This is a genomic window from Qipengyuania sp. GPGPB31 (genome assembly GCF_038396345.1).
In the GTDB taxonomy this organism is placed as follows: Bacteria; Pseudomonadota; Alphaproteobacteria; order Sphingomonadales; family Sphingomonadaceae; genus Qipengyuania; species Qipengyuania citrea.
Window position 1 is genome coordinate 1,608,586 of the sequence record NZ_CP149572.1, and the last position, 26,510, is coordinate 1,635,095.

Consider the following 26,510-nt stretch of genomic DNA (forward strand, 5'->3'; position numbering starts at 1 on the left):
AGTAGCGCTGCATGAAATTCAACCTCGATACCGCCTGGAAGGACGCCTCGCGATTGCTGTCGCGCAACCTGGGGCTGCTGGCGGTCGTCGCCGGGGTCTTCTTCTTCCTGCCCTATGCCGGTGTCGCCATGGCCCTGCCCGAGATGGGCGATCTGCAGGCCGCGCAGGCCAGCGGCAATTTCGACCTGATGGCAGCAGCCGCAAGCGATCTGTACGCCAGCTATTGGTGGCTGTTCCTGATCCTCGCGATCATCCAGGGGATCGGCCTGCTGGCCATGCTCGCGCTGGTCCGGCAGCGCGCCAATCCCACGGTGGGCGAGGCGCTGGCCGCAGGCGGGCGGTCAGTGCTCAGCTATATTGCCGCGCAACTGCTGCAGGTGGCGCTGATCGTCTTCGTCGCCGTCCTGCTGACCGCGATCGGCGCATTGACCGGGTTGCAGGCGCTCGCGGTGCTTGGCGGTATCGTCGCCTTCGTCGTCACTTGCTATATCGTGGTCAAGCTGTCGCTGGTCGCGCCGGTCATCGCGATCGAGGGGGAACGCAATCCGGTCCGGGCGCTCAGGCGGTCCTGGACGCTTACCCGCGGGCAAAGCTTCCGCCTGTTCCTGTTCTACCTGCTGCTGCTGGTCGCCTTCATGGTTCTGTCTGTGGTCATCACGCTGGTGCTGGGCCTGCCCTTCGCGCTGGCCGGGGAACAGGCCGCGCTGCTCGGCGAAGGCGTGCTTTCGGGGCTGGTAAATGCCGTGATGGTGGTGGTGGCAGTCTGCGTGCTGGCCGCGGTGCACACGCAGCTGGCCCGGCTGGGCCATGAACGGACGCCGTCAGCCGACGGCTAGTCGGCGCGGTCTTTCCAGCCCCAGAACAGCTGGCACGGCAGGACATTCCAGAATTCGAACCCGCGATCGATCCGGCGGAAATGCTTGGCCATGAAATCGCGTGCCTTGGCCGAGAACTGATAGACGAGGAACGCCCCGCCCGGGCGGATCACGTCATGGGTGGCCTTGGCGATTGCAGGTCCGACGCCATCGGGCAGGGTCGAGAACGGCAGGCCGGAAAGGACATAGTCGGCGCCGTCATGGCCGTGCGCCCTGACGATTTCGACCACGTCGGCCGCCGAGCCGTGCACCGCGTGGAAACGGCTGTCGCGGAAGTGCTTGCGCAGATAGTCGATGTACAGCGGGTTGGTGTCGATCACGATCAGCGTGCCATCGCGCCGCAAGCGGTCGAGCACGGGTTGGCAGAAGGTGCCCACTCCCGGGCCGTATTCGACAAACACCTCGCAGCGGTCCCAGTCGACCGGCGCCAGCATCTTGCGGATGGTGAAGCGCGAAGAGGGAATGATCGACCCGACCATCCGCGGTTCTTCGATGAACCCGCGAAAGAACACGCCCCACTGGCCGAAAGCCCGCGCGAGCCGTTTGCGCATGTTCGGCCGCGCGATCACGCCAGCGCCCTGATGTCCGGTCAAAATTGCCAACCCTATGACAGTTCGATGAAGCCGCCGGTTTGCCAGTCCCGCTAGTCCATTGCAAGGATGCGGGCGCGCGCCTACCGCTGTACCGATGGCCGATATCGATCCCGCCCGCCCCCTGACGGAGCCGCCTGCCGAACGCGCGCGCGCCATCCCGCGGGGACGTATGGCGTTGCTGTTCGCCGTGATGCTGACCACCGCTGCTGGCAATACGGCGATGCAGTCGGTGATGCCTTCGATCGGCACATCGCTGGGCGTGGACGACGTTTGGATCAGCCTGGCCTACAGCTGGTCGGCGCTGCTGTGGGTGGTGTGCGCACCGTTCTGGGCGCGGAAATCGGACCAGCGCGGACGCAAGGCGATGATGGCGCTCGGGATGCTCGGTTTCATCGCCAGCTTCGTCCTGTGCGGATTGATCCTGTGGCTGGGCCTGGCGGGCATCTTCCCCGCGCTCTGGTGCCTCCTGCTGTTTGCTGCGGCGCGCAGCCTCTATGGCGGTTTCGGCAGCGCCGCCCCGCCGGCAGTGCAGGCCTATGTCGCCAGCCGGACGCCGCGCGCCGAACGCACGCAGGCGCTGTCGCTGATTGCGTCGAGTTTCGGGCTGGGCACGGTCATCGGCCCTGCCCTTGCCCCATTGATGGTCCTGCCCGTGGTCGGGCTGGCCGGGCCGTTCCTGGTGTTTGCGCTGATCGGCGCGATCACACTGGTCGCCGTGCGGTGGCGGCTGCCCAATGACGAGCCGCAATTCCCGGCGCGCGGCACCGCCTACGAATCGCCCCATTCGGGCAGTCCGCCCAACGAGGTCGGCAAGGACGAGAGCGACGAAGACGATGCGGTCGGGGCCGAGCCGGGCAAGCTGCGCTGGTTCGAACCGCGGCTGCGGCCGTGGGTCGTATCGGGCCTTCTCGGCGGCCATGCCCAGGCAATGGTACTCGGGATCGCGGGCTTTCTCGTGCTCGACCGCCTGGGCCTGCGCGGCGACCCCGCTGCGGGGGCGGGCCCCGTGGGGCTGGTGCTGATGGCCGGTGCCATTGCCACGCTGCTGGCGCAATGGGGCCTGATCCCGCGTCTTGACCTCGGCCCGCGCGCCGCATCGTTATGGGGCATTGCCATCGCTGCGGTGGGGACTGTGGTGCTCGGCCTCGGACAGACGATCCACACCATCGCGCTGGGCTATTCGATCGCCTCGCTCGGCTTCGGGCTGTTCCGTCCGGGGAACACCTCGGGCACTTCGTTGGCCGTCAGCCGCGCCGAACAGGGGCAGGCTGGCGGGGTGACCGCTTCCGTTGCGGGGGCGAGCTTCATCTATGCCCCCGCGCTCGGCGTGTGGCTGTACAACCATTCGGATTGGCTGGGCTTCGGTTTGATCGTCAGCCTGTGCGCCATCGTTTTCGCCTATGGCTGGCTGGCCCTGCAGCCGGACGCCGCGCTCACCAGCGAACGCCGCTAGAGGATTTCCAGCACCCGGTCCTGCGGCCGGCACAGCCGCGCACCCTTCTCGGTTTCGACCAGCGGGCGTTCGATCAGGCTCGGTTCGGCTGCCATCGCCGCCAGAACATCCTCGGCAGGTGCATCGACCAGCCCGCGTTCCTGCGCATCGGTCCCGCGTGTGCGCAGGCCTTCGTTGGGAGTGATGCCGGCATCGCGATAGAGCTGCCGCAGCTTGTCCGCAGTGGGCGGGTGCTTGAGATACTCGATCACTTCCACCTCTAGCCGGGACAGATTCTCCAGGATGGCCAGCGTCTTGCGCGAGGTGCCGCATTTCGGGTTGTGCCAGATTGTCGCTTTCATCGAATGGATCTCCTTTTCGCGCAGCTGGCTAATCGAGCTGCGCGGGGGAGAAAAGGGCACAAAACCGATCCCGCCTCATTTTCCGTCTTGCGAATGAGAGTGATTCGCAATATCAGCTCGCCGCATACCAACGGACACCACAGGGGATATGATGAGATCGACACTCGAACCGGCCACGCGCGTTTTCGGCGCGCCCGTCAGGAACCGCAGCGCTGGCTGGAAAACGGGATCGGCCCTCGCCGCACTGGCTGCTGCCTGCACGCCCGCAGCGGCGCTGGCGGCGGATGAGGCAGTCACGGAAAATGACGAACAGATCGTTGTCACGGCTACGCGCATTCCGCTGCAGATTGCGGACGCCCCGGCGACGGTAACCGTGATCGACGACGAGCAGATCGCCGACGAACTCGCCACCGACATCAAGGACCTCGTGCGCTACGAACCCGGCGTTTCGGTGCGCCGCGCACCGGCCCGCTTCGGTGCCGCGCTCGGCGCGACCGGGCGTGCCCGGAACGAAGACTTCATCATCCGCGGGATCGGCGGGAACCGCGTGCTCATCCAGGTCGATGGCATCCGCAGCCCGCAGGGCTTTTCCTTTGGCGCGCAGGATGCGGGGCGCGGCGGGTACACCGATGTAAGCCTCGTCAAGTCGGTCGAGATCCTGCGCGGTCCGGCTTCCGCACTTTACGGCAGCGACGGGCTGGCCGGCGCGATCAGCTTCACCACCAGCGACCCGGTCGATCTCATCGAACCCGGCAGCCGGTTCGGCGGATTTGTCCGTGCCTCCTATTCGAGCGCCGATGAGGAGTTCACCGAGACCGCGGCGCTTGCCGGCATCTTCGGCGATGTCTCGGCGATGCTGTCCTACACCCGGCGCGACTTCCAGGAACTGGAAAACCGCGGCGAAATCGGCGGCCTCGGCAGCTCACGCACGCTGCCCAATCCGCAGGACGGCAATTCGAACGCCGTCCTGGGCAAGCTGGTGTGGGACACCGGCGCGCACCGGGTGCGGCTGACGGGCGAATATCTCGAAACCGAAGTCGCCACCGATGTCCTCTCCGGGCAGGGTCCGGCGTTCCTCTTCGGCCCCTTCCCCAGCTGGATCGTCGACGATCTGACCGCGCTCGACACCACCGAACGCGGTCGCGTCTCGCTCGACTGGACCTATGCCGGTGAAGGCGTGATCGATTACGCGCATGCCGCGGCCTATTATCAGGACGGGCAGGACGTGCAGTTCACCGATGAGGACCGCTCGCCCGTCGGCGCCACCCCGCGCCCCGATCGCGAGCGGCTGAACACGTTCGAGAACGAAGTCTACGGCGCCTCGGCAGAAGCGCGCAGCGTCTTCCGCAACGACGCCTTCCGCACCACGCTGGCCTTCGGCGGCGATATCAGCTGGACCCGGCAGGAAGGCCTGCGCGACGGCACCGAACCGCCCTTCGGCGAAGTCTTCCCGACCCGCGCCTTCCCCGCGACCGACTTCATGTTGGGCGGGCTGTTCCTGGCGAGCGAATTCACCTTTTTCGACGGCGCGCTGACGGTATTTCCCGCGCTGCGGTACGATTTCTACGATCTCGACCCGACCGACGATCCGCTGCTGCCCGAATTCGCGGGATCGGCGCAAAGCGATGATCGCCTGTCGCCCAAGCTGGGCGTGACGGTCAAGCTGGCGGACGACGTCCTGCTCTACGCCAATTACGCGCAGGGCTTCCGCGCGCCGACGCCGTACCAGGTGAACAACTTCTTCGAGAACCTGGCCTATGGCTACACCTCGCTGCCCAATCCGGACCTGGGCCCCGAGACCAGCGAGAGCTGGGAGGGCGGGATCAAGTTCTCGACCGAGGCAGTGTCGCTGCAGCTTGCCGCCTTCACTGCCGACTATGACGACTTCATCAGCCAGCAGGTGGTCGGCGGGTCGTTCACCCCGATGGATCCGGCACAGTACCAGTTCGTCAATTACGATGCGGTCGCCATCGATGGCGTCGAGGCCAAGGCGAATTTCCGCATGGGCAACGGCTTCTACAGCCGCTTCGCGATTGCCTATGCCGATGGCGACATTCTCTCGCCGGGTCAGGCCCCCGCCCCGCTCGACACGATCGACCCGCTCAACCTGGTTCTGGGAATCGGCTATCGCCAGCCGCAAGGGCGCTTCGGCGGCGAGCTGATTGCAACGCATCACGCACGCAAACCGCTCGACGAAACCGACGGCGGCTATCGCCCCGATGCCTTCACCATCCTCGACGCCACGGCTTTCTTCGCCGTAACCGACGCGCTCAAACTGCGGGCGGGCATCTTCAACATCTTCGACGAGAAATACGCCTACTGGCAGGACGTCAGGGGTCTCTCGGCCACATCCACCACGACCGATGCCTATACCCGGCCCGGCCGCAATGCGAGCGTTTCGCTCAGCTTCCAGTTCTGAGGGAGGACACCATGACCAACGTACGAACTTTCTTCCGCACCGCCCTTCTCGCCACCGCGCTCGTCGCCGCCCCCGCACTGGCCGACGGACCGATCGCGGACCGCGGCGAAGCGGTCGAGAACGCCCATTTCGAGCGCGATCGCGAAACCATCCTGAGCATGGCAGGCGATTACAAGGTCCGCTTCGACATGCAGGAATCGACCCCGTGGATGAGGGGCTACGAACCACTCGACCGCAAGATTTCGGGCGGGCACGAATCGGTCCGTGTGGTCGAAGATACCGGCACCAGGATCATCCTTCAGCATCTGCTGGTGGTCGGGTCCGAAGGCGAGGAATTCGTCATCAAGCACTGGCGCCAGGACTGGGAATACGAGCCCGAGAAAATCCTCGCCTATACCGGCCCCAACAAATGGGAATGGGTCGAAATGCCCGAACGGCTGCGGAATGGGCGCTGGTCGCAGACGGTCTATCAGGTCGACGACAGCCCGCGCTATGCCGGGTGGGGCGAATGGCAGGACAGCCAGGGCATTCGCCGCTGGCGTTCGAACTGGACCTGGCGCCCGCTCGCCCGCCGCGATGCAGTGCGCGACCCGGTCTACGATCGCTATGCCTCGATCAACCGACACCAGCTGACCCCCACCGGCTGGATCCATTGGCAGGACAACACCAAGATGATGCCCGATGGCTCCGCCGCGGATGGCCTCACGCCGGTGGTTCAGGAATATGTCCTCAACACCTATGACGCCTTCGACGACTACAACGTCGCAGCGGCGGATGCCTATTGGGCGGACACTGCAAGCTACTGGAAAGCGGTTCGCGCCGAATGGGATGCGGTGGCGCAGGCGCGCGGCGGCATCACCATCGCCGAGGAAGCGCAGACCGGGACGGTGATCAGCGGCCGCCTGCTGACCATCGCGAACGAGATCCGGTCGGGCGATCTCGGCGAAGCGGCAGCGATTGCCGAAGCGCGCGAATTGATTCGCACGGCGACGGCCCCGGGGGCTGCGGCTGCGGCGCATGCGGCAACCGCAGCCGGATACTGATGCGCTGAGGCAACACTATCGCAGGGCGGCACGGGGAAAGCCGTGTCACCCTGCGCGAAGACTACGGGATATCCCCGACTGCCCTTGCAAGTGCGAATACTTCTCAATAGCTGACCGGGGCAATTGAGACCTTTATCACTTGCGAGATCCGGATGCCCCATCTTCACCGCCGCGCCGCCCTGCTTGCCGGGGCCGCCCTGCTCTTCCCCGCCGTGGCCCACGCCGACGAAGCCGTGCAGCCCGAGCGCAGTTACCTGCCGACCGATATCGTGGTCACGGGCAATGGCGAGTCGGATTACGGCACGCAGAACGGATCGAGCGCGACCAAGACCCCGACCCCGCTGATCGACGTACCGCAGGGCGTCAGCTATATCACCGAGGACCAGCTGGAAGACCAGTCGATCCGCCAGCTGAACGAAGCGCTGCGTTATGTCCCCGGCATCAGCATGGAGACCGGTGAAGGCCATCGCGACGAGGTGTTCATCCGCGGGCAGGAAAGCACCGCCGATTTCTACATCGACGGGCTGCGCGACGATGCGCAATACTACCGCTCGCTCTACAACATCGAACGCGTCGAAGTGCTTAAGGGCGCCAATGCGCTGATCTTCGGCCGCGGCGCCGGCGGCGGGGCGATCAACCGCGTCGCCAAGCGCGCGGAACTGAACGGCCAGGCAGTGTCGGGCGAAGCCAGCATCGACAGCTTCGGTGCCTTCGCGCTGCTGGCCGATGTCAACCAGCCGCTGTCCGGCAGCGCCGCGCTCCGGCTCAATGCCACCTATGAGGAATTCGACAGCCACCGCGACTTCTACGAAGGCCGCTTCTTCGGCATCTCGCCGACCCTGACGGCCGAGCTCGGCCCGCAGACCACGCTGGTCGCCAGCTACACCTATGACGACGACCACCGCGTGACCGATCGGGGCGTGCCCTCGGTCGCCGGGACTGGCCCGCTGCGCGGCTATGACGAAACCTTCTTCGGCGATCCCGGCTTCAACCAGGCCGAAGCGCAAGTGCATATAGGCCGCGTCCGGATCGAACACGAATTCGGCGGCGGGCTCAGCGCCAATGGCACGATCCAGTATGCCGATTACGACAAGGTCTATGCCAACATCCTGCCGAGCGGGCTCGACAGCACGGCCGATACCGTGTTCCTCGGCGGCTATCGGGACTATACCGACCGCGAAAACTGGATCGGCCAGGGCAATCTGGTCTGGCAGGCGGGCGGGGATACGCTTGAATCCACGCTGCTGCTGGGTTTCGAGGTCAGCCGGCAGGACACGCGCAACGGACGCGATACGGTCAGCTTCACCCGCGCCCCTGGAACCGGCGGGCTGGCTCCGAACGAGACGCCCCTTGGCGAGACGATCTTCATCCCGCCCTACACGCTCGACGCAGGTGCGCGGCTGCGCGATTCTGCAGCTGGAAACACTGAGTTTCTATTTGCAGGAGCAGCTCCAGATCGGTGACCACGTCGAACTGGTCGGCGGTCTTCGGTGGGACCGTTTCGACCTCGACACGCTCGATCTGGTGGGCGGCGTTGCGGGGGACCGGGTCGACGAGAAGGTCAGCCCGCGCTTCGGCGTGATCGTGAAGCCCAACCGCGACCTGTCGATCTACGCTTCCTATGCGGAAAGCTTCCTGCCGCAGGCGGGCGACCAGTTTCTCGTGCTCAGCCCGACCTCGGCGCAGTTCGAACCGGAAAAGTTCACCAATTACGAACTGGGCGTGAAATGGGCGCCGCTGGCAAAGGTCCTGGTGACTGCCGCGGTGTTCCGCCTCGACCGCAGCAAGACCCCCTTCACCGACAGCACCGGCGTAACCACCCTGACCGGTGAAAGCCGCGTCGAAGGGTTCGAGATCGGCGCGGTGGGCGAAATCACCGACTTCTGGAAAGCCAACATCGGCTACACCCATCTCGACGGCGAACTGCGCACGGCGAGCAGCTTCGGCCCCGCGGGCCAGCGCCTGCAGCAGACGCCCAAGCACCAGATCGCCGCGTGGAACCGCTTCGATGTTACCGAACAACTGGGCTTCGGCTTCGGTGTGATCCACCAGTCCGACCAGTTCGCGAGTTTCTCGAACACGGTCGAACTGCCGGGCTACTGGCGGGTCGATGCCGCGGCGTTCTACACGGTCAGCGATCGCCTGAGCCTGCAGCTCAACATCGAAAACCTGTTCGACGAAACCTATTACCCGAGCGCGCACGGCAACAACAACATCCAGCCCGCCGAACCCTTCAGCGCGCGGATCGGCGTGCGCTTCGCGCTCTAGTCGCGCGTCGCCGGGGCGCTGATCGCGGGAACTTCCCGCGCGGCGTCCCGGGCATCGATGCCGGGCGCGGGCGCGGCGCTGATCGTCTCCGCCCGCCGGGCCACCCGGCCGGCCCGCTCGATCGCTCGAACCAGCCGCGGATAGACCCCGCAGCGGCACAGATTGGGGATGGCCGCCTTTATTTCCGCTTCACTCGGCGCGGCGGTCTTGGCCAGCAGCGCGCTGGCGGCCATCGCGATGCCGGGCGTGCAATAGCCGCACTGGATCGCCTGCTCGGCCACCAGCGCCTGCTGCACCGGATGCGACCGATCACGGCTGAGCCCCTCGATCGTGGTGATGAAACGCCCTTCGGCCTCGGAAATGGTGATCAGGCACGATCGCAGCGCCTCGCCATCGACATGCACCATGCAGGCGCCGCAATCCCCCTCGCCGCAGCCATATTTGGTGCCGGTCAGATTGGCCGCATCGCGCAAAGCCCACAACAGGGGGGTATCGGGATCCATCAGGAAGCGCATCGGCTTCCCGTTCACGGTCATGCTGGTCATGCGCGGCGCGGCCTAGTGAGGCTTCAGTGTTTCCAGCTGTCGTCGATCTTCGACACGCGGCGCTTCCACGCTTCGAAGTCGAACACGCCCGCGCCGCCCTGCGATTGCATCACCGACAGATCGCGCTGGTGCACATCGACGACTTCCTGCGAGATGACATTGGCTTCACCCTGGCTCAGCGTGGCGACCTGGATTTCGCAGGCGCGTTGCAGCGCCCACATTTTCACGAACATGCCCTGGATGGTCTTGTCCATGACCACCGGCCCGTGATTGCGCAGCATCAGGATCGAATTGTTGCCGAGGTTCTGGACCAGCCGTTCGCCTTCCTCGGCGCGAACGGTGACGCCTTCGAAATCGTGATAGCCGATCTGCCCCTGGAAATTGCAGGCATAGAAATTGGTCGGCAGCAATCCATTCTTGTGGCTGCACACCGCCATCGTCGCGGTGGTGTGGACATGACAGATCGCATTGGCCCGCGCGCCCAGCTTCTCGTGGAAATAGGCATGCTGCGTGAAGCCCGCCTTGTTGACCATGTATTGCGACGGGCCGACATTGTTGCCCTCGACATCGATCTTGACCAGGTTCGACGCGGTAACTTCGTCGTAAAGCAGGCCGAAGGGGTTGATGAGGAAGACGTTTTCCTCACCCGGGACGGCAACCGAGATATGGTTGTAGATGCTCTCGCCCCAGCCGAGGTGATCGAAGATGCGGTAACAGGCCGCCAGGTCCTGCCGCGCCTGCCATTCGGCATCGCTGCATTCGAAATCGCGGGTTTTCATCTGGGTGGCCATGGCTCGCTCTCTCCGTAAGCGGTTTCGTTTGAAGACCTGTATCGCACGCCCGAAGGCTTCTTCGCAAGCGCCCGAAGGCTTCTACGCGAGCGGGAAGAGTTCGCGCTAGGCAAGCGCGCGAGCGGGCGCTAACGCCCGCAGCGATGAGCGAGATGGCCAAATTAGCCAGCGGCAGTATCCGCGGCCATCTGGTGGGACAGACGCTGCCGATGGTCTTCGGCGTTGCGGCAATCATGTCGGTCGGCCTGATCGACGCCTATTTCATCGGCCAGCTCGGCGCGCAGGAACTCGCTGCGGTGAGTTTCATCTTCCCGATCACAATCGCGCTTTCGAGCCTCGGCGTCGGGGTCATGGTCGGCATCAATTCGGTGATCGCGCGCGCACTCGGCGAAGGCGATGCCGAACGCGCCGGCCGGCGGGCCAATTTCGGCGCGGTGTTCGCGCTTGCGACCGGGGTGGCGCTGGGCGCGATCCTTTACCTGCTGCTCGATCCGCTGTTCCGGCTGATGCAGGCATCCGACGAATTGCTGCCGCTGATCGGCGAATACATGCGCCCCTATGCGCTCGGCCTGCCAGTCATGCTGCTCCAGATGGGGCTGAACGGCGTGCTGCGCGGCCAGGGCGAGGCGCGCAAGACCAGCTATGTCTCGCTGACCTATTCGGTGGCCAACTGGGCGCTCGACCCGATCCTGATAACGGGCGCTTTCGGGATCGGGGGCTTCGGCGTGGCGGGAGCGGCCTATGCGACGATCGCCGGGTTCTTCATCGCGATCCTTGTCGCCCTGTGGCTGATCAAGGGCGCGCGCCTGCAGATCAACCCCGCAGCGATCCGCGACTGCAACGTCGCGGAATCGAGCAAGGCCATCCTCTCGGTTGCCGGCCCGGCGGCGTTTTCCAACGCGATCAACCCGATCGGCCTCTCGGTACTCACCGCGCTGCTGGCCAGCCAGGGCGAGGCCGCAGTCGCCGGGTTCGGCGCGGCAGGGCGGTTGCAAAGCTTCGCAGTGGTGCCCCTGCTGGCGCTGTCGGGATCGATCGGGGCGATTGTCGGGCAGAACTGGGGCGCAGGCCACGCCGACCGCGCACGCCGCGCCATGTGGTGGTCGGGTCTGTTCTGCATCGGCTACGGCCTCGCAATCGCCGTGGTGCTGTTCTTCACCGGCGACTGGTTCGCGGATATCTTTACCGACGATCCGGCCGTGATCGAGGAGTTCTCGCGCTATCTGGCGATTTCGGTATGGGGCTATGCCGGCTTCGGCCTGCTGATCGTGGCCAATGGCGCGCTCAATGCGGTCGACAAGGCCGGACTTGCGCTGGCGCAAAGCGCGGCGCGGGTCTTCCTGGTCATGCTGCCGTTCGGCTGGGTGCTGCGCTCCGGCTGGGGTTCCTCGGCGATCTACGCAGCGGAGCTGGTCGCCAATCTCGCCGGCGGCGCGCTGGCCGCTTTCATCGTCTGGCGCGTGCTGCGGGCAGGCCCCGATCGAGGGCGTCAGGCTCAAACCAATACTTAACCATCATGGTCCATAGCCCTTCCGATCGTACGAGGGGCAATGATACATGGATGACCTGCTGGCGGACTTCGTCGCCGAAACTCGCGAGATGCTGGAAGCCAGCAGCGGCGAAATCGTCGCGTGGGAAGCCGATCCGTCCGATACGGCGCGGCTCGATACCATTTTCCGTTTCGTCCACACGGTTAAGGGAAACTGCGGCTTCTTCGACTTCCCGCAGCTCGAGAAGCTCAGCCATGCGGCGGAGGATGCCCTGTCCGAATGCCGCAGCGGACGCCGCGAACCCGACCGTGCGCTGGTATCGGCAGTGCTCGCGATAATCGACCGGATCGGCGTGATGACCGATTCGATCGAGGCTGGCGAGGAATGTTCAGCCGAAGGCGACGAGGACTTGATCGCCGCGCTGCAACCCGGCGAGATCACCAGCGTCGTCGGCGAACCCAAGGCCGCGGCGCCGCAGCAGGCGGAACCCGCCGCCGGCGAAGACGATGCCGCGCCCAAGGCCGCGCGCAGCAATGGCGTCCAGCGGTCGATCCGCCTGCCGACCGAATTGCTCGACGAGGTGATGAAGGGCGTGTCAGACATGGTCCTGGCGCGCAACGATCTGGCGCGGCGCCTGCGCGAGGCGGGCGAGCAACCGACGATCGACGGCCCCTTCGATAGGCTCAGCGCGATCCTCGCCGATGTTCGCAATGCAATCACCCGCATGCGCATGCAGCGGCTTGAACACCTGTTCGGCTCGCTCCCACGGCTGGTCCGCGATCTCTCGAACGAGCTGGGCAAGCAGGTCATGGTCGATTTCGAAGGCGGCGAAGTGGAGCTCGACCGCGAAATGGTCGAAATGGTCCGCGATCCGCTGACGCACATCATCCGCAACGCGATCGACCACGGGCTCGAAGGGCCAGGCGAACGCATCAAGGCCGACAAGCGCGAGATCGGCCTGCTCAAATTCGCCGCACGCCAGTCGGGCAACCGGATCACGCTGACGATCAGCGACGACGGGCGCGGCATCAATGTCGAACGCCTGGCAGCAAAGGCTGTCGCGGCGGGCATCTACAGCCAGGCCGAAGTCGATGCCATGTCGCAGCGGCGCAAGCATTACCTGATCTTCGAACCCGGCCTGTCGACGGCCGACGAGGTTAGTTCGGTGTCGGGCCGGGGCGTGGGCATGGACGTCGTGCGCGCAAACATCGAACGCGTGGGCGGGTCGATCGACGTCGCCAGCAAACCCGGCGAGGGCACGAGCTTCTATCTCAAGCTTCCGCTCACGCTCAGTATCATCGCCGCGCTGACCGTAGGCAGCGACGGGCAACGCTACGCCATTCCGCGCAGCTATGTCGAAGAGATCGTGTTCGGGTCGAGCGACCATATCGACTTCGCCGAAGCGGGCGATCGTCGTCTCATCACCTTCCGCGGGAAACGCGTGCCCTGCCTTTCGCTGGCCGAGATCCTCGGCACTCAGGCCGACGATGCAATGGACTGGGAAGCCAGCACGCTGGTGCTGGTGCGCCTTGCCAGCGACGATATCTTCGCGCTCGCCGTCGATCGGGTCTACGATCACGAAGACGTGGTGGTCAAACCGATCGCACCCGCGATCATGGACACCGGACTCTACGCTGGCACTACCCTGCTCGACGACGGCCGCCCGATGATGCTGCTCGACCTGCCCAGCATCGCGCAGAAGCACGAGCTCGTGAATGAGATGCGCAGCGCCACCCGCGTGCCCGAGGAAGAGACGGCCGAGCAGCGCAAGGCCCAGCCGATCATGCTCTTCACCGGGCTCGACGGTCGCCGGCGCGCCGTACGGCTCGAACTGGTCCGCCGCATCGACACCATCGCCCGCGAGGCGATCGATATCGAGGGCTCGCGCGTGCAGGCGGTCATCGACGGCGCGATCTACCCGCTTGCCGGCCTCGAACATGGTGAACTCACCGCGGACAGGTGCCGCCTGCTGCGCCTGTCCGATGGCGACAGCGAAATCGTCTACGCGGTCCGCGAGGTTCTCGATGCTGCCGAACTCGAGGGCGAGGTCATCCCATCGGATGCCGATGCCATGATCGAAGGCGTCGCGCTGATCGACGAGCGGCCCGTGCCGGTCATCGACGGCCATGCGCTGTTCGCGCGCCACAGCGGGGGCCAGCGCAAGGCCCCGCCCCTGTCGTGCCGCCTGCCCGCGGACAGCGACTGGGCGCGCACCATACTCGAGCCGCTGGTCGAAGCCGCTGGCTATCGCATTGCCGGTGACGGGGATGAAGAAAGCGACGTCGCGATCGAGCTGGCCGAAGCCCCGGCGGTGGCCGCGGGACCGGCGCGACGCGTCATCCGCCTGCGCCACGAACCCGATGCACCCGGCGACGGGGCGGACAGTATCTACCGCTATGATCGCGAAGCGCTCTTGAACGCGCTCAAACAGGCCCGGATGGGAGAAACAGCATGAACGACCTGCTGCTCATGTGCATGGTCGCGGGGCGCCGGGCGGCGATCCCCGCGATACGCGTCCAGTCGGTCATCGAGATCGAGGACATCACGCCGATTCCCGGGGCCCCCGCTTTCATCCGCGGCCTGACCGCGCTGCGGAGCCAGGCGCTGACCGTGATCGATTGCTCGGTCGCGCTGGGTTTTGAAACCGCCCAGGCGCCGCCCGACCAGCGGGCTGCGGTCGTCGAGATCGACGGCCATCTCTATGCCCTGCTGGTCGATGCGGCGTACGATGTCGGCGAAGCGCTGAGCGATCCGATCGAGGTGCCCGGCGGGTTCGGCGCCGGGTGGCAGGCGGCAACGCGCGGCATGGTCGAAACCGATGGCGGTCCCACGCTGCTGATCGATGTCGAAGCGCTCGTGTCCGGCCCGGTTTCGCAGGCGGCTTAAGCGATTGGTTACCCTCGGCCGCTACGGATGGCTGGCAAACACCAGAGGTCATTGAAATGAAATCCTGCCTAATCGTCGATGATTCGCGCGTCATCCGCAAGGTTTCGAGGCATATCCTCGAGACGCTCGGCTTCCAGGTCGAGGAGGCCGAAAACGGTCAGGAGGGACTGGACAAGTGTGCCGAGAGCATGCCCGACGTCGTCCTGCTCGATTGGAACATGCCGGTCATGACGGGCATCGAATTCATCACTCAGCTGCGCCAGCGCGAAGGTGGCGACAAGCCCAAGGTCGTATTCTGCACCACGGAAAACGATGTCGCGCACATTCGCGAGGCGATCAACGCCGGGGCCGACGAATATGTCATGAAACCGTTCGATCACGAGACGCTGCAGATCAAGCTCCAGCTTGTCGGCATGGCCTGAAGGATCTGACATGGGCGCGCCCCTCCGTTCCGAAATACTGAAACCGGCCGGCACCGGGGGATTCTGCCCCGATCCGGTTCGCGTGATGATCGTCGATGATTCGCTGACCGTGCGCACGGTGTTCTCGCGCATGATCAAGCAGGAACGCGACATGTCGATCCTGGCGACTGCGAACAGCGCCGAGAGCGGCCTCGCGGAACTCGCCAAGGCCGCACCCGACGTGATGCTGCTGGATCTGGAAATGCCCGGCATGGGCGGGCTCGAGGCGTTGCCCCGGATCAGGCAGGCGGCTCCGCAAACCAAGGTGCTGGTGATCTCCTCGCTGACGGCCGATGGCGCCGAGGCAACCGTCAAGGCGCTGTCGCTGGGCGCGGCGGACACCATGCTCAAGCCCCGCCCGGGCGGGTTCAACGAGGACTACAAGTCGAGCCTGCTTGGCAAGATCCGCGCACTCAAGGGCCCTTCGGCCAGCGACGCAGCGGCTGCCGCGGACGGCGTCGCCGCGCCTGCCGAGGTGCAGCGCGTCGGCAAACCGCCGCAGATCGTCGCCATCGGCGCCTCGACCGGCGGCATCCATGCATTGAACCTGTTCCTGCGGCAGGTCCCGAAGAATTTCGACCTGCCGATCCTGGTTACGCAGCACCTTCCGCCCAGCTTCATTCCCGTATTCGCGCAGCAGCTGGAAATGGCCGCCGAACGCCCGGCGATCCTCGCCGACGAAGGGACGATGATCGAGCGCGGGAAGATCTACATCGCGCCTGGCCACGGACATCTGGTGGTCCGCAAGTCGGGCGGCCGCCGGGTTCTCGGCCTGGCCTATCATCCGGTGAAGAGCGGCTGCATGCCCTCGGTCGATCCGATGTTCGAAACACTGGCCGAAGTGTATGACGGCCATGTCGCCGGGGTCCTGCTTTCGGGGATGGGCCGCGACGGCACCGACGGCGCCCATTCGCTGCTGGCCGCCGGCGGCACCATGTATGCCCAGAATGCGGAAACCTGCGCGGTGTGGGGCATGCCGCGCGCGGTCACCGAAATGGGCCTGGCTGCTGCGGTCCTGCCGCCCGCCGAATTGGCCGACGCCTTGCTGGCCAATGCGGGAGCCGATGCATGGCGGTAGACGATGCTTCGCACCGCATCATCGGCGACCTGCTTGCACAGCGTACGGGACAGCAACTGACGGAAGGACGCCGCTGGCGGGTTTCCAGTGCATTGGCTGGCCTGTTCCGCGAATGCGGGATCGAGAATGTCGACCAGCTGGCGTGCATGCTCGAGCGACCCGGCGAACAGCAGCTGGCAACCCGCGTGGTCGAGGCCCTGCTGAACAACGAAACCTATTTCTTCCGCGACAACGCTTATTTTTCCGTCCTCGCCAACCAGGTCCTGCCCGATCTTGCGCAGAAACGGGCCGCCACCAAACGGCTGTCGATCTGGTCGGCCGGTTGCTCGACCGGCCAGGAAGCGCTGAGCCTGGCAATGATCTTCGCCGAACAGCCGGGGCGGTGGAAGGACTGGACGATCGAAATTCTCGGAACCGACGTTTCGAACAAGGCAATCGCGACGGCGCGCAGCGGGCAGTATACGCAGTTCGAGATCCAGCGCGGGATCAGCGTCGCGCAGATGCTGAACTTCTTCACCGACTGCGACGGCCACTGGCAGGCCGCCGACAGGATCCGTTCGATGACGCGCTTCCAGCAGCACAATATCCTCGATTATCCGCCGTCCCCCGGACGGTTCGATCTGGTGATGTGCCGCAATGTGCTGCTGTATTTCGATCCGGAAACGCGCGCCGCCGCGTTCGACCGGCTCGCGGGCGGGATTGCCCGCGATGGCTGGCTGATGCTCGGTGCGGGCGAGACCGTGGTGGGCCAGACCGAACGGTTCAAGCCCGCCGCTTTCGGCTCGTCGCTTTACAGTCCGGTCTATGAGGACCTCGCCGCGGCCAACCGGCCGCCGCTGCGCGCCGCGGTCTCCTGAGCCGCCGCCGACGCCGCCCCAAAGGGTAAACCGACCATTTACGCTTCCTTAGCGAATACCGCGTAAACCCTTAGGGTAAGACGAGAAAAGGCGCGATTCAGGGATGATGAGCAGTTCGTACGGGTATCGCGAAAGCGAAAGCGCATGGGCGATCGTCTTTGGTCCCATGGCTGTGCTCGCTACGATTTTCGCGCTGACGTGGTCGACCACGATCGCCAATCGCTATCTCGGCTTTTCCTCGCCCTCCACCATTCTTTCGATGGGTGCGCTGGCCTTCGGCCTGGCCACCGTCGTGTGCGCCTATGTCGGACGGCGGCACCTGCGCCGGGTGGAGCATCTCTCGCGTAGCGACAGCCTGACCCGTCTGCCCAATCGCCGCGCGCTGCACTTCGATATCCAGCGCGAATACCGGCAGGGCCACGAAGTCGCGCTGGCGATGATCGACCTCGACGGCTTCAAGCTGATCAACGACCATTACGGCCATTTCGTCGGCGACGCGGCGATCCGCGAATGCGCCCGCATCTTCGGCGACATCTCGGATGGCGAAGCCGGCATCTACCGGCTGGGCGGTGACGAATACGCCATGATGATCGGCGGTCCGGTGGCCGGGACACTGCTCGAAGGCCTGTGCCGACGCATCATCGAACGGCTGGCCAAGCCGATCCATGTCGAAGACCGGCGCCTGACCCTGGGCGCGTCCATCGGCTTGGCGCGCAGCACCACGCAGGACTTCGTCCCTTCCTCCGAACTGCTGCGCCGCGCGGATATTGCGATGTATGCGGCGAAGCGCGGCGGCAAGATGCGCTGCACCTGGTTCAGTTCGGCGCTCGACCGCAGCCGCGAAAAACTGCAGGAAATGGACGACGAGTTGCGGCGATCGCTGGCTGAAGGGCAGTTCCGGCTGCACTATCAGCCGCTGGTCGATTCCAGCACCCGGACGATCAATGCGGTCGAATGCCTGCTGCGCTGGGAACGGCCCGATGGCGCATGCATCGGGCCCAGCACCTTCATCCCGGTCGCCGAAGAAAGCGGGCTGATCAATGCGATCGGCCTGTGGGTTTTGCGCCAGGCCTGCCGCGACGCGTTGCAGTGGGGCGATATCGCGCTGTCGGTCAACATCTCGGCGGCGCAGCTGCGCAATCCCGAATTTCCCATCCAGCTTGGCCATATCCTCGAAGAGACCGGCTTTGATCCGGAGCGTCTCGAACTCGAGATTACCGAAACCTGTCTCGTGCTCGATCCGGTGGTGGCGGAGCGCAGCCTGTCGGTCGTGCGCAGCTTCGGGGTCAAGATCTCGCTCGACGATTTCGGTACCGGCTATGCATCGATCGGCTTCCTGCGCCAGTTCCGCTTCGAAAAGCTCAAGCTCGACCGCAGCCTGGTGGTCCAGGCCAGCGAAGACGACGGCAGCCGCGCAATGATGCTGTCGAGCATTACCGTCGCCCGCGCGATGAAAATGAGCGTCGCGGCCGAAGGCGTCGAAACCGAAGAACAAGCAGCCATGGTTCGCGCCGCCGGGTGCGATCAGATCCAGGGCTGGCTCTATTTCAAAGCCATGCCGCCCGAAGAAATCGGCCAGTATCTCGGCAAGCCCGTCGGGCTGCGCCGGTCGAAGGCCAACAGGAAAGAACAGATTGCATGAGTGCGTTGCAGGATATGGTTGGCGGCATGGTTGCCGAGGGCGAGGCTTCGCCCACCCAGCGGCCGCAGGAATATACCGGGGCCCCGCACTACCGCGGCGCCGCTCATGAACAGCCGGACCATACGGATTCGAGCGGTATGAACGGCTGGCTCGCCGACAAGTCGGTCGGGGAGAAACTGCGGGCCATCTCGGCGGCCAATATCGCCGTTGTCCTACTCTGCCTGTTTGCCACGTGCCTGGGCGGCTTCTTCGCTTTGCAGGCGCGCTCCGAACGCATGGCGATTTCCGCCGCTTCCGTAATGGCCGAACGGATGGTCGCCGATATCAACGAGGGCCGGCTGTTCGTCCAGCGTTACGCCATTTCGGGCGACGGCAACGACCTGGTCGCCGCCAAGGCGGCCTTCGACCAGACCGATCGCAATCTTGGCCGCGTCGAAGCCCGTGCAGCCGAAGTCGCGCCGCAGGTACTCCCGCAGATCGAACAGCTCGACACCAGACTGGCGGCGCTGCGTACGCGCGTGGTTGCCGCACAGAATTCGCGCGGGACGCAGCGCCAGTGGCAAGAATTTTCGGACAGCGTCTATGGCGAAAGCCAGGAGGTTGTCGACCTCGCCATAGCGGCGCGCGAAAGCATCGAAGCCACAGGCGAGACGTCGGATGCAGCGTCGCAGACGCTGATCGGGTGGCTGTTCGCGTCGTTCTTCGGCGTGGCGGTCATTGGTCTGGGGATTGCTTGGCTCAGCGCGCGTTACATCGGGCGCGACGTATCGGGCACGCTGCGCCGGATGACGCATGTGGCATCGCGGCTCGCCGATGGCGAGAAGGACATTCACATTCCCGCGACCGAGCGCCGCGACGAGATCGGCGACCTTGCGCGCGCCCTCGAAGTCTTCCTGCAGGCCGCCTGGGAAGTCGAGCGGATGGCGCAGGAACGCGAAGCGCTGCGCAACGAGCGCGGCGCGGAAATGGTCCGCTTCGCCGAGCGGTTCGAAACCACCGTGGGCGAAGTGGTCAATGGCGTCGCCACCGCTTCCGCGCAGCTCAAGCTGACCGCTGGTTCGATGGCGGCCGCCGCCGAACAGGCCACCACGCAGACCACGCATGTCACGGCATCGATGGAACAGGCCGCCAGCGGGGTTACCGCGGCTGCGGCCGCGTCGGACGAATTCGCCATGTCGATCGGCGAGATCAGCCGTCAGGCCTCGCATTCGGCCGAACTCGCCCGCAAGGCCACCGCCATGGCCGGCAATGCGGACGATACGATTTCCACGCTTGCCGTTTCGGCCGAACAGGTCGGACAGATCGTCGAGCTTATCCAGTCGATCGCGAAGCGGACCAATCTGCTTGCGCTCAACGCCTCGATCGAGGCGGCCCGCGGGGGCGAAGCCGGCCGCGGCTTCGCGGTCGTGGCAAGCGAAGTGAAGGAACTCGCCGCGCAGACCAGCCGTGCGACTGAAGAAGTCGCCGAACAGATCCGTACCATGCAGAATTCCACCGGCGCCAGCGTCGGCGCGCTGCGCTCGATCGCGGAACAGATCAAGGAACTGGAGGGCGCGGCCATTTCGATTGCCAGCGCGGTGGATCAGCAGTCGGTGGCCGGACAGGATCTCGCCCGCAGCATCGATCTGGCAGCGCGGTCGACCGACGACGTGTCGAGCAATGTCGGCCAGGTCCGCGAAACCAGTCTCGCGACCGGCGCGGCCGCCAGCCAGGTGCTCAATTCCTCGACCGAACTGGAGGCTCAGGCCACCACGCTGAAATCGCATGTCGCGCAGTTCGTGGAGCACGTTCGCGCGGCTTAACGTGATTTCAAGCATTCTCGCTCAGGGTTGATACGGCCTTAAGAGGGGGATGCTTGGGGATGAACGCACATAGCACGATCATCGCGGACGAATTGGCCCGCGAAATCGCGGAAATCGAAATCATCGATGCCGCGGAAGATCATCATCGCGGCGCGGTAGGCGCCTGGTTCATGGCACGGCCGCTGGCTGCGAAAGCCAGGATCGCATCGATTTTCTCGCTGGGCGGGCTGACGCTCGTGACTGCGATCGCACAGGCGGGCTTTCTGTTCCCGTCCTTTGCCGGCACCGCACAGGTACTCACATTGATCGTCCTGGCAGTCGCCCTGCTCGGCGGCCTCGCCAGCCTGCGTTTCGTCCTGCGACACGTTATCGATCCCTATATCAAGCTCAAGGACGACATGGCCCGGCTTGCCCAGGGCGAACGCGACATCCAGGTGACCGATACGCACCGCGTCGATGAAATCGGCGATCTGGCGCGCTCATTTTCCGTTTTCCTGCGCTCGGGGCACAAGCTCGACGAACTGTTTGCCGGGCGCAAGAAAGCGGCCGAGGAACGCAAGGCCGAAATCATCCGCATGGCGCGCGATTTCGAAACCGGCGTGGGTGATGTCGTCAGCGGTGTCGCCACTGCGGCCAGTCAGCTCAATTCGACCGCTTCGGGCATGGCTGCCACTGCCGAACAGGCTGCGCGCCAGTCACAAAGCGTTACCGAAACGATGGAACAGGCCGCGGGCGGCGTGACTGCCGCAGCCGCGGCATCCGACGAATTCGCCATGTCGATCGGCGAGATCAGCCGGCAGGCCGCCCACTCCGCCGAACTGGCGCGCAAGGCCACCGATGCGGCGAATGGCGCCGACGAAACCATTTCCGCGCTGGCCAATTCGGCCGATCAGGTCGGGCAGATCGTCGAACTGATCCAGTCGATCGCCCAGCGCACCAACCTGCTGGCGCTCAACGCCTCGATCGAAGCCGCCCGCGGCGGCGAGGCAGGCCGCGGCTTCGCGGTCGTGGCGAGCGAGGTGAAGGAACTGGCCGCACAGACGAGCCGGGCGACCGAGGAAGTCGCGGACCAGATCAAGGCCATGCAGAATTCGACCGGGGCCAGCGTCGGCGCGCTGCGGTCGATCGCCGGCCAGATCAAGGAACTCGAATCCACTGCGACCTCGATCGCCAGCGCGGTGGACCAGCAATCGGTCGCCGGACAGGACCTCGCGCGCAGCATCGATCTGGCGGCGCGGTCGACCGACGAGGTTTCCGCGCATATCGACCAGTTCCGCGAAACCAGCATCGCCACCGGTTCGGCGGCCAGCCAGGTTCTCAATTCAGCCAGCGAGCTCGAAGGTCAGGCCGGTGCGCTGAAAAGCAGCGTGGAAGAATTCCTCAACCATATCCGCGGGACCTGAGAGGCCCGCACCGAGGACAATCGGGAGACGGCGGCAGCGAGGCAAATCCCCGCCGCCGCACTCTCCATCATTCCCACCAATAGGGCAGGCGCCGGGTAGAGCCGGTCTCGACCTCGTTCATCGTCCGCGCATCGTACAGCCGGCCGCCCAGCATGACGCGGTCGATCTTGTCCGAATTGCGGATGTTTTCGCTGGGATCGGCCGAAAGAACAAGCAGATCGGCCAGCTTGCCCACTTCGAGACTGCCGATGTCGCGCTCCATCCCCAGCGAACGGGCCGGTTCGATCGTCCCGGCTCGCAGCGCCTCGACCGGGCTCATTCCGCCGCGAGCGAAACTCCACAGTTCCCAGTGCGCGGCGACACCTGCCTGCTGGCCATGCGCCCCGATGCTGACCTTCACCCCGCGGTCGGCGAGTTTCTTCGCCTCGCGCGCGGCTTCGTCATCGACAAAAGCCCAGTCGGGAGCGGTAACGCGGCGTGCGGTTTGCGCGATCAACTGGCGCGGCGGCGTGTGGACCATCAGCGGATTGTCGAACACGTCGGTAGCCTGGCGCCAGTAGGGGTCGGCAGCCAGGCCGCCATAGGTCACGACGAGCGTCGGCGTATAATTCGATTGCGACCCTTCCCAGAACTGCAGCACGTCCTCGTAGAACACTTCGCCCGGGACATTGTGTTCGATGGTCGAATTGCCATCGGCAATCAGGTTCATGTCCATCCCGAACAGCGAACCGCCCTCGGCCACCACCAGCATGTCCTCTTCACGGGCGGCCGCGACGACCTGCTGGCGCTGTTCGCGCCGCGGCTGGTTGTAGTTCTTGATCGAGATGCCGCCCTGCGCCTTGATCCGGCGAATGTGCGCCAGCGCATCGTCATAGCTGTCGATGCGCGCATAGACGCTGGGCGCCTTGGCCCCGTAGACGATCTCGGCGGTGGAGAATATCCGCGGCGCCAGCAGGGTGCCGGCGCGCTGACGCTCCGCAGCGGAGAAGATCATGCTCGCCCTCGACGAAGGATCGTGCAGCGTGGTGGTCCCCATGGCGAGGTTCTGCACCAGCGACCAGTTCTGCTGCGGAACGAGATCGTCGACGCCCTGCGGCCCGTGGGCATGCGCGTCGACCAGCCCCGGCATGATCGTCTTGCCCGCAGCGTCGATCACCGATGCGCCCTGCGGCACGGCAATTTGATCGGCCGGGCCGATCGCCGCAATGCGATCGCCCGTGATCACGATCGTGCCATTGGCGATTGCGCCGGCACCATCCCCCGCCATCGTCAGGATCTTCGCCCCGGTAATCGCCACCGTACCGCTCGGCTTGGCAGCCGCGACGGTGCGTTCGAGCGAGGTACCGCTGGTCGGCGGCACGAAGGCCGGGGCGTCCTTTTCCTTCGGTGCATCGGCGAACATCGTATCGAGGCTGGCGCGGTACAGCACCGGCCCCATCGTCCAGGTCAGCATGTCGCCGCCCTGGGTCCAACCGATGTAGTCCGCCCCGCCCTTGGACGCGCGCACCACCGGTAGCGAACTGGCCTTTTCGCCCACGGTCACCGCCTGCCCGCCGGGCATCAGCGGTGTGGCGAAGACCTCGTAATTCTCGCGGAAGGCAACGAAATCGCCGCGCGGGCTGACGTGGTATTCGGTGGCCAGCTCGCCCTCGGCATGGACCTGCCGCGCTTCACCGTCGAGATCGGCCGAGAGCAGCTGCAGCTTGCCGTCCTTGCGCCCGAGCATGAACACCCGGTCGCTATCCGCGCCGAACTGCGGGTTCGACGTGTCGCGTGCCACCAGTTCGGCGGTGCCGCCGGCCGCGCTTACGCGGTAGATGCCTTCGTTCTCCGAATAATCGGGAGAGGTCAGATAGCCGCCCGAACGCTTTTCGAAAACGATCGTATTGCCGTCGGGCGAGAACCGGGGCTGCGCATAATGACCGGGCATGCGGGTGACCGCGCGGGCACCGGAGCCGTTTGCATTGGCGCTCATTACCTGGCCAAGCCCTTCGTCGGTCCAGCGGATATAGGTGAGCCGCCGCCCGTCGCGCGACCACGAGGGCCACAGCTCGAGCGCTTCGTCATTGCCCGAAGTGAGCCGCTGGGCCGTGCCGCCCGCAACCGGCTTGGTGTAAAGCTTGCCGAGACTTTCGAAGACCACGGTGCGGCCATCGGGCGAAACGCTGGCGAAACGCGGTATTTTCGCGGTGAAACTGTCGGGCGACACCGGGATGACCGGGTGCGGCGCATCGGCGACTCCGCGCGTGTCGTTGACGGTGAAAGGTATCACGCTGTCGCCGCTGCCATCGGCAGCCACGCGCCGCAGCTTGCCACCAGCCCACAGCACCAGCGCATTGCCGTCGGGCGTCCAGTCGATCAGCGGGTAGAACCCGTGGACCGCCCAGGTTTCCTGCATGTCCATATCGAGATCGCCATAGATCATCCGCTGCTCGCCGCTGGCGAGGTCCTTGATCCACAGCTCGGTCTGGTCCTTGTCGCGGCGGATGAAGGCCAGGCTCCTGCCATCGGGCGAAGGCTGTGGGCGGACCGCACCGCCATAGCCGCTGACCGCGGTGGTGACCTCGCCGGTCGCCAGATCGTAGCGTTCGATGGCAAAGGTGCCCTGCGTCGAATCCTGAGCATATTCGAAGATCGGCCCCGGGGTGACATTGCGCGAATAATAGACCGCGCTGCCGTCAGGCGCGTAAACGGGTTCACCCAGCTCCTTCTGCAGTGCTTCGTTGGCGCGCGCGACCAGCTTGACGCCGCCGCCGCCCGACACGTGATAAAGCCAGATCTCACCGGTACCGAGCGAACGCTGCGTGGTGAAATGCTTCTTGGCGACGATGTAATTGCCATCGGGCGACCAGCTTGCCTGGTTCAGCAGGCGGAACTCCTCCTTGGTGAGCTGGCGCTTGTCCGATCCGTCGGAGTTCATGATCCAGATGTTGTCGCCGCCGCCGCGGTCGCTGGTGAAAGCGATCCGGCGGCCATCGGGCGAGAAGCGCGGCTGCACTTCCCATGCCAGCCCTTCGGCGATCCGCGTCGGCGTGCCGCCGGCGATCGGCATGGTGTAGATGTCGCCCAGCAGCGCGAAAGCCAGCATGCGCCCGTCGGGCGAGACATCCACATCCATCCACGTGCCTTCGTCCGTCCGTATCGGCACCTGCCGGATCGTCGCGCCGCGCGGAGCGGTAACGTCCCATTTCTCCACGCTGTCGGCGGCAGCCGGGTTGGCACTGGCGGGAGCGGCATCGACCGCAATCCCGCTGCCTTCGGCAGGACCCGTTTCCGCCGATGCATCAACCTCCTGTTCCTCCACCGGATTGGGGCTGGGCGGGTTGTCCTGCGCGTAAGCCGCCTGGCCGGCGAACAGGACGGCAAGGACGGATGCGATGCTGGTTTTCATGATGCTCTCCGGTTGGGAAAATGTGGTCAGCGCACGCTGGCGCGTTCGATCAGATGGACGGGGACGCGCCGCGCGGGCCGTTCGCCTTCGGACGCGAGCGCGGTCTCGACGAGCAATTGCCCGGCGCGCGCGAAATCGGGTTCGACCGTGGTGAGCGGCGGCGCACTGAATTCGCCCGAGCCGAGCCCGTCGAACCCGATCACGCCGACGTCGTCCGGCACGGCGATGCCGCGCGCGGTCAGTTCTTCCAGCGCGCCCAGCGCCATGGCGTCGCAGGCGAAAAACAGGCCATCGAACCTGGCATCGGCGTCGGCCAGCTGGGCGATCGCATTGCGGCCTTGCGACACGCGGTCCGCGCCGCTGCTGACCACCGCCTCACCCGCTTTCAGGCCCACCGCTTCCATCGCGGCAAGATAGCCTTCGTAGCGTTCGCGGAACTGGCGCTGCGACGATGCGGGATCCCCGACGAAGACGATATGCTGCGCGCCGCCCTGCACCAGCCGTTCCACCGCCAGCCTGCCGCCATCGCGATTGTCCGAGCGCACCCAGACACTGTCGTCGAAAGGCGATCCCCAGAACGCCATCCTGCCAGCGGTCTTGGCGCAGGCGGTGAAATAGTCCCACGCCGCCTGGTTCGTCGCCGTACCGATCACCACGACGCCATCGGCCTGCCGCCGGGCGACATAGTGGCCAAAGAATTCCTCGGGCTGCGCCTGGAAGGATACCAGCGCCTCGTAGCCGCGCTCGGCCGCCGCTGCGCAGGTGCTGCCGAGCAGGCTGTAATAGAACGGGTTGATCGCCGCCGGACCCTGCCCGTCGCGGCCGATCACGACAATGGCGATGGTCCCGGTTTCGCCGCGCCGCAGCCCGGCCGCACGCGCATTGACCTGGTAGCCCAGTTCCTCCGCCGCCAGTTCGACGCGGCGGCGGGTGGCTTCGGTGATCGTTTCGGAACCCGACAGGGCGCGGCTGACGGTCGACTGGCTGACGCCCGCGCGTTCGGCCACGTCGATCGAGGTGACCGGGCGCGGCCTGGTCTTGTCACTGCTGGACATGCGCGAAAGGCTCTCCCCTTTCCGCCTGCCCTAACCCAGCGAATTGGCGAAAGCGAGAGGCAAGCGGCGCAAGCGCACGATCTGTTTGAAACCAGCGATTAAGTTGCGCCCTGCAAC

21 protein-coding genes are annotated in these 26,510 nt (G+C 65.4%); 15 read left to right on the top strand and 6 right to left on the bottom strand.

Features of this window, described 5'->3' with window-relative positions; all coding sequences use genetic code 11:
* Nucleotides 1-11 precede the first annotated feature (11 nt).
* Entirely contained in the window at nucleotides 12-836 is an 825-nt protein-coding gene (locus WKH79_RS08165) for a glycerophosphoryl diester phosphodiesterase membrane domain-containing protein (protein WP_050600889.1), read from the top strand.
* On the opposite strand, the gene WKH79_RS08170 is transcribed toward WKH79_RS08165, so the two are convergent.
* The gene (locus WKH79_RS08170) at nucleotides 833-1,426 is read right to left on the bottom strand and encodes a methyltransferase (RefSeq protein WP_341860105.1); all 594 of its coding nucleotides are present in this window, start codon (nucleotides 1,424-1,426) and stop codon (nucleotides 833-835) included. The two genes, WKH79_RS08165 and WKH79_RS08170, sit on opposite strands and share 4 nt — an antisense overlap.
* Nucleotides 1,427-1,562: 136 nt before the next feature.
* Here WKH79_RS08170 and WKH79_RS08175 point away from each other — a divergent pair, with 136 nt between their 5' ends.
* On the top strand, nucleotides 1,563-2,921 hold the full coding sequence (locus WKH79_RS08175; protein WP_341858560.1) for an MFS transporter: 1,359 nt from the start codon (nucleotides 1,563-1,565) through the stop codon (nucleotides 2,919-2,921).
* Here WKH79_RS08175 and WKH79_RS08180 read toward each other — a convergent pair.
* A complete protein-coding gene (locus WKH79_RS08180) occupies nucleotides 2,918-3,262 on the bottom strand; it encodes an arsenate reductase family protein (protein WP_050600891.1) in 345 nt (114 codons plus the stop codon). The genes WKH79_RS08175 and WKH79_RS08180 overlap by 4 nt on opposite strands.
* A 151-nt stretch (nucleotides 3,263-3,413) precedes the next feature.
* On the opposite strand from WKH79_RS08180, the gene WKH79_RS08185 reads away from it, so the two are divergent.
* The 4 genes from WKH79_RS08185 to WKH79_RS08200 all read left to right on the top strand — a co-directional run bounded on the left by WKH79_RS08185 (nucleotide 3,414) and on the right by WKH79_RS08200 (nucleotide 8,992).
* Nucleotides 3,414-5,681, top strand: coding sequence for a TonB-dependent hemoglobin/transferrin/lactoferrin family receptor (locus tag WKH79_RS08185; RefSeq protein WP_341858561.1), 2,268 nt, complete (start codon nucleotides 3,414-3,416; stop codon nucleotides 5,679-5,681).
* 11 nt (nucleotides 5,682-5,692) lie between these two features.
* The gene (locus tag WKH79_RS08190) at nucleotides 5,693-6,724 is read left to right on the top strand and encodes a DUF6607 family protein (RefSeq protein ID WP_341858562.1); all 1,032 of its coding nucleotides are present in this window, start codon (nucleotides 5,693-5,695) and stop codon (nucleotides 6,722-6,724) included.
* 152 nt (nucleotides 6,725-6,876) lie between these two features.
* Entirely contained in the window at nucleotides 6,877-8,187 is a 1,311-nt protein-coding gene (locus tag WKH79_RS08195; protein ID WP_341858563.1) for a TonB-dependent receptor plug domain-containing protein, read from the top strand.
* Nucleotides 8,162-8,992: a TonB-dependent receptor gene (locus WKH79_RS08200; RefSeq protein ID WP_341858564.1), complete on the top strand. Its 831-nt coding sequence runs from the start codon at nucleotides 8,162-8,164 to the stop codon at nucleotides 8,990-8,992. The genes WKH79_RS08195 and WKH79_RS08200 overlap by 26 nt, the downstream gene beginning before the upstream one ends.
* On the opposite strand, the gene WKH79_RS08205 is transcribed toward WKH79_RS08200, so the two are convergent.
* Nucleotides 8,989-9,537 (bottom strand): (2Fe-2S)-binding protein, encoded by a 549-nt coding sequence (locus tag WKH79_RS08205; protein WP_050600894.1) that lies wholly within the window; start codon nucleotides 9,535-9,537, stop codon nucleotides 8,989-8,991. The two genes, WKH79_RS08200 and WKH79_RS08205, sit on opposite strands and share 4 nt — an antisense overlap.
* Nucleotides 9,538-9,560: 23 nt before the next feature.
* Nucleotides 9,561-10,328 (bottom strand): class II aldolase/adducin family protein, encoded by a 768-nt coding sequence (locus WKH79_RS08210; RefSeq protein ID WP_341858565.1) that lies wholly within the window; start codon nucleotides 10,326-10,328, stop codon nucleotides 9,561-9,563.
* A gap of 152 nt (nucleotides 10,329-10,480) precedes the next feature.
* Here WKH79_RS08210 and WKH79_RS08215 point away from each other — a divergent pair, with 152 nt between their 5' ends.
* From WKH79_RS08215 to WKH79_RS08255, 9 genes are all read left to right on the top strand, one after another.
* Nucleotides 10,481-11,839 carry an MATE family efflux transporter gene (locus WKH79_RS08215; protein ID WP_341858566.1) on the top strand — a complete coding sequence of 453 codons (1,359 nt, stop codon included), beginning with the start codon at nucleotides 10,481-10,483 and terminating at the stop codon, nucleotides 11,837-11,839.
* A 46-nt stretch (nucleotides 11,840-11,885) separates the two neighbouring features.
* Nucleotides 11,886-14,273, top strand: coding sequence for a chemotaxis protein CheW (locus tag WKH79_RS08220; RefSeq protein ID WP_341858567.1), 2,388 nt, complete (start codon nucleotides 11,886-11,888; stop codon nucleotides 14,271-14,273).
* Nucleotides 14,270-14,704, top strand: coding sequence for a chemotaxis protein CheW (locus tag WKH79_RS08225; protein ID WP_050600898.1), 435 nt, complete (start codon nucleotides 14,270-14,272; stop codon nucleotides 14,702-14,704). Before WKH79_RS08220 ends, WKH79_RS08225 begins: the two co-directional genes overlap by 4 nt.
* 56 nt (nucleotides 14,705-14,760) lie before the next feature.
* The gene (locus WKH79_RS08230) at nucleotides 14,761-15,126 is read left to right on the top strand and encodes a response regulator (protein ID WP_050600899.1); all 366 of its coding nucleotides are present in this window, start codon (nucleotides 14,761-14,763) and stop codon (nucleotides 15,124-15,126) included.
* 10 nt (nucleotides 15,127-15,136) lie between these two features.
* Nucleotides 15,137-16,243, top strand: a complete 1,107-nt coding sequence (gene cheB, locus WKH79_RS08235; RefSeq protein WP_341858568.1) for a chemotaxis-specific protein-glutamate methyltransferase CheB — start codon at nucleotides 15,137-15,139, stop codon at nucleotides 16,241-16,243.
* Nucleotides 16,234-17,100, top strand: coding sequence for a protein-glutamate O-methyltransferase CheR (locus WKH79_RS08240; protein WP_063506456.1), 867 nt, complete (start codon nucleotides 16,234-16,236; stop codon nucleotides 17,098-17,100). The genes cheB and WKH79_RS08240 overlap by 10 nt, the downstream gene beginning before the upstream one ends.
* A gap of 106 nt (nucleotides 17,101-17,206) precedes the next feature.
* The gene (locus tag WKH79_RS08245; protein ID WP_341858569.1) at nucleotides 17,207-18,742 is read left to right on the top strand and encodes an EAL domain-containing protein; all 1,536 of its coding nucleotides are present in this window, start codon (nucleotides 17,207-17,209) and stop codon (nucleotides 18,740-18,742) included.
* Nucleotides 18,739-20,544, top strand: coding sequence for a methyl-accepting chemotaxis protein (locus tag WKH79_RS08250; RefSeq protein WP_341858570.1), 1,806 nt, complete (start codon nucleotides 18,739-18,741; stop codon nucleotides 20,542-20,544). The genes WKH79_RS08245 and WKH79_RS08250 overlap by 4 nt, the downstream gene beginning before the upstream one ends.
* A gap of 59 nt (nucleotides 20,545-20,603) precedes the next feature.
* Nucleotides 20,604-21,947 carry a methyl-accepting chemotaxis protein gene (locus WKH79_RS08255; protein ID WP_230832508.1) on the top strand — a complete coding sequence of 448 codons (1,344 nt, stop codon included), beginning with the start codon at nucleotides 20,604-20,606 and terminating at the stop codon, nucleotides 21,945-21,947.
* A gap of 67 nt (nucleotides 21,948-22,014) precedes the next feature.
* Here the strand turns inward: WKH79_RS08255 and WKH79_RS08260 are convergent, their stop codons facing one another.
* Nucleotides 22,015-25,338 carry an amidohydrolase family protein gene (locus WKH79_RS08260; protein WP_341858571.1) on the bottom strand — a complete coding sequence of 1,108 codons (3,324 nt, stop codon included), beginning with the start codon at nucleotides 25,336-25,338 and terminating at the stop codon, nucleotides 22,015-22,017.
* A 26-nt stretch (nucleotides 25,339-25,364) separates the two neighbouring features.
* On the bottom strand, nucleotides 25,365-26,393 hold the full coding sequence (locus WKH79_RS08265) for a LacI family DNA-binding transcriptional regulator (RefSeq protein WP_230832506.1): 1,029 nt from the start codon (nucleotides 26,391-26,393) through the stop codon (nucleotides 25,365-25,367).
* Nucleotides 26,394-26,510: the final 117 nt, after the last annotated feature.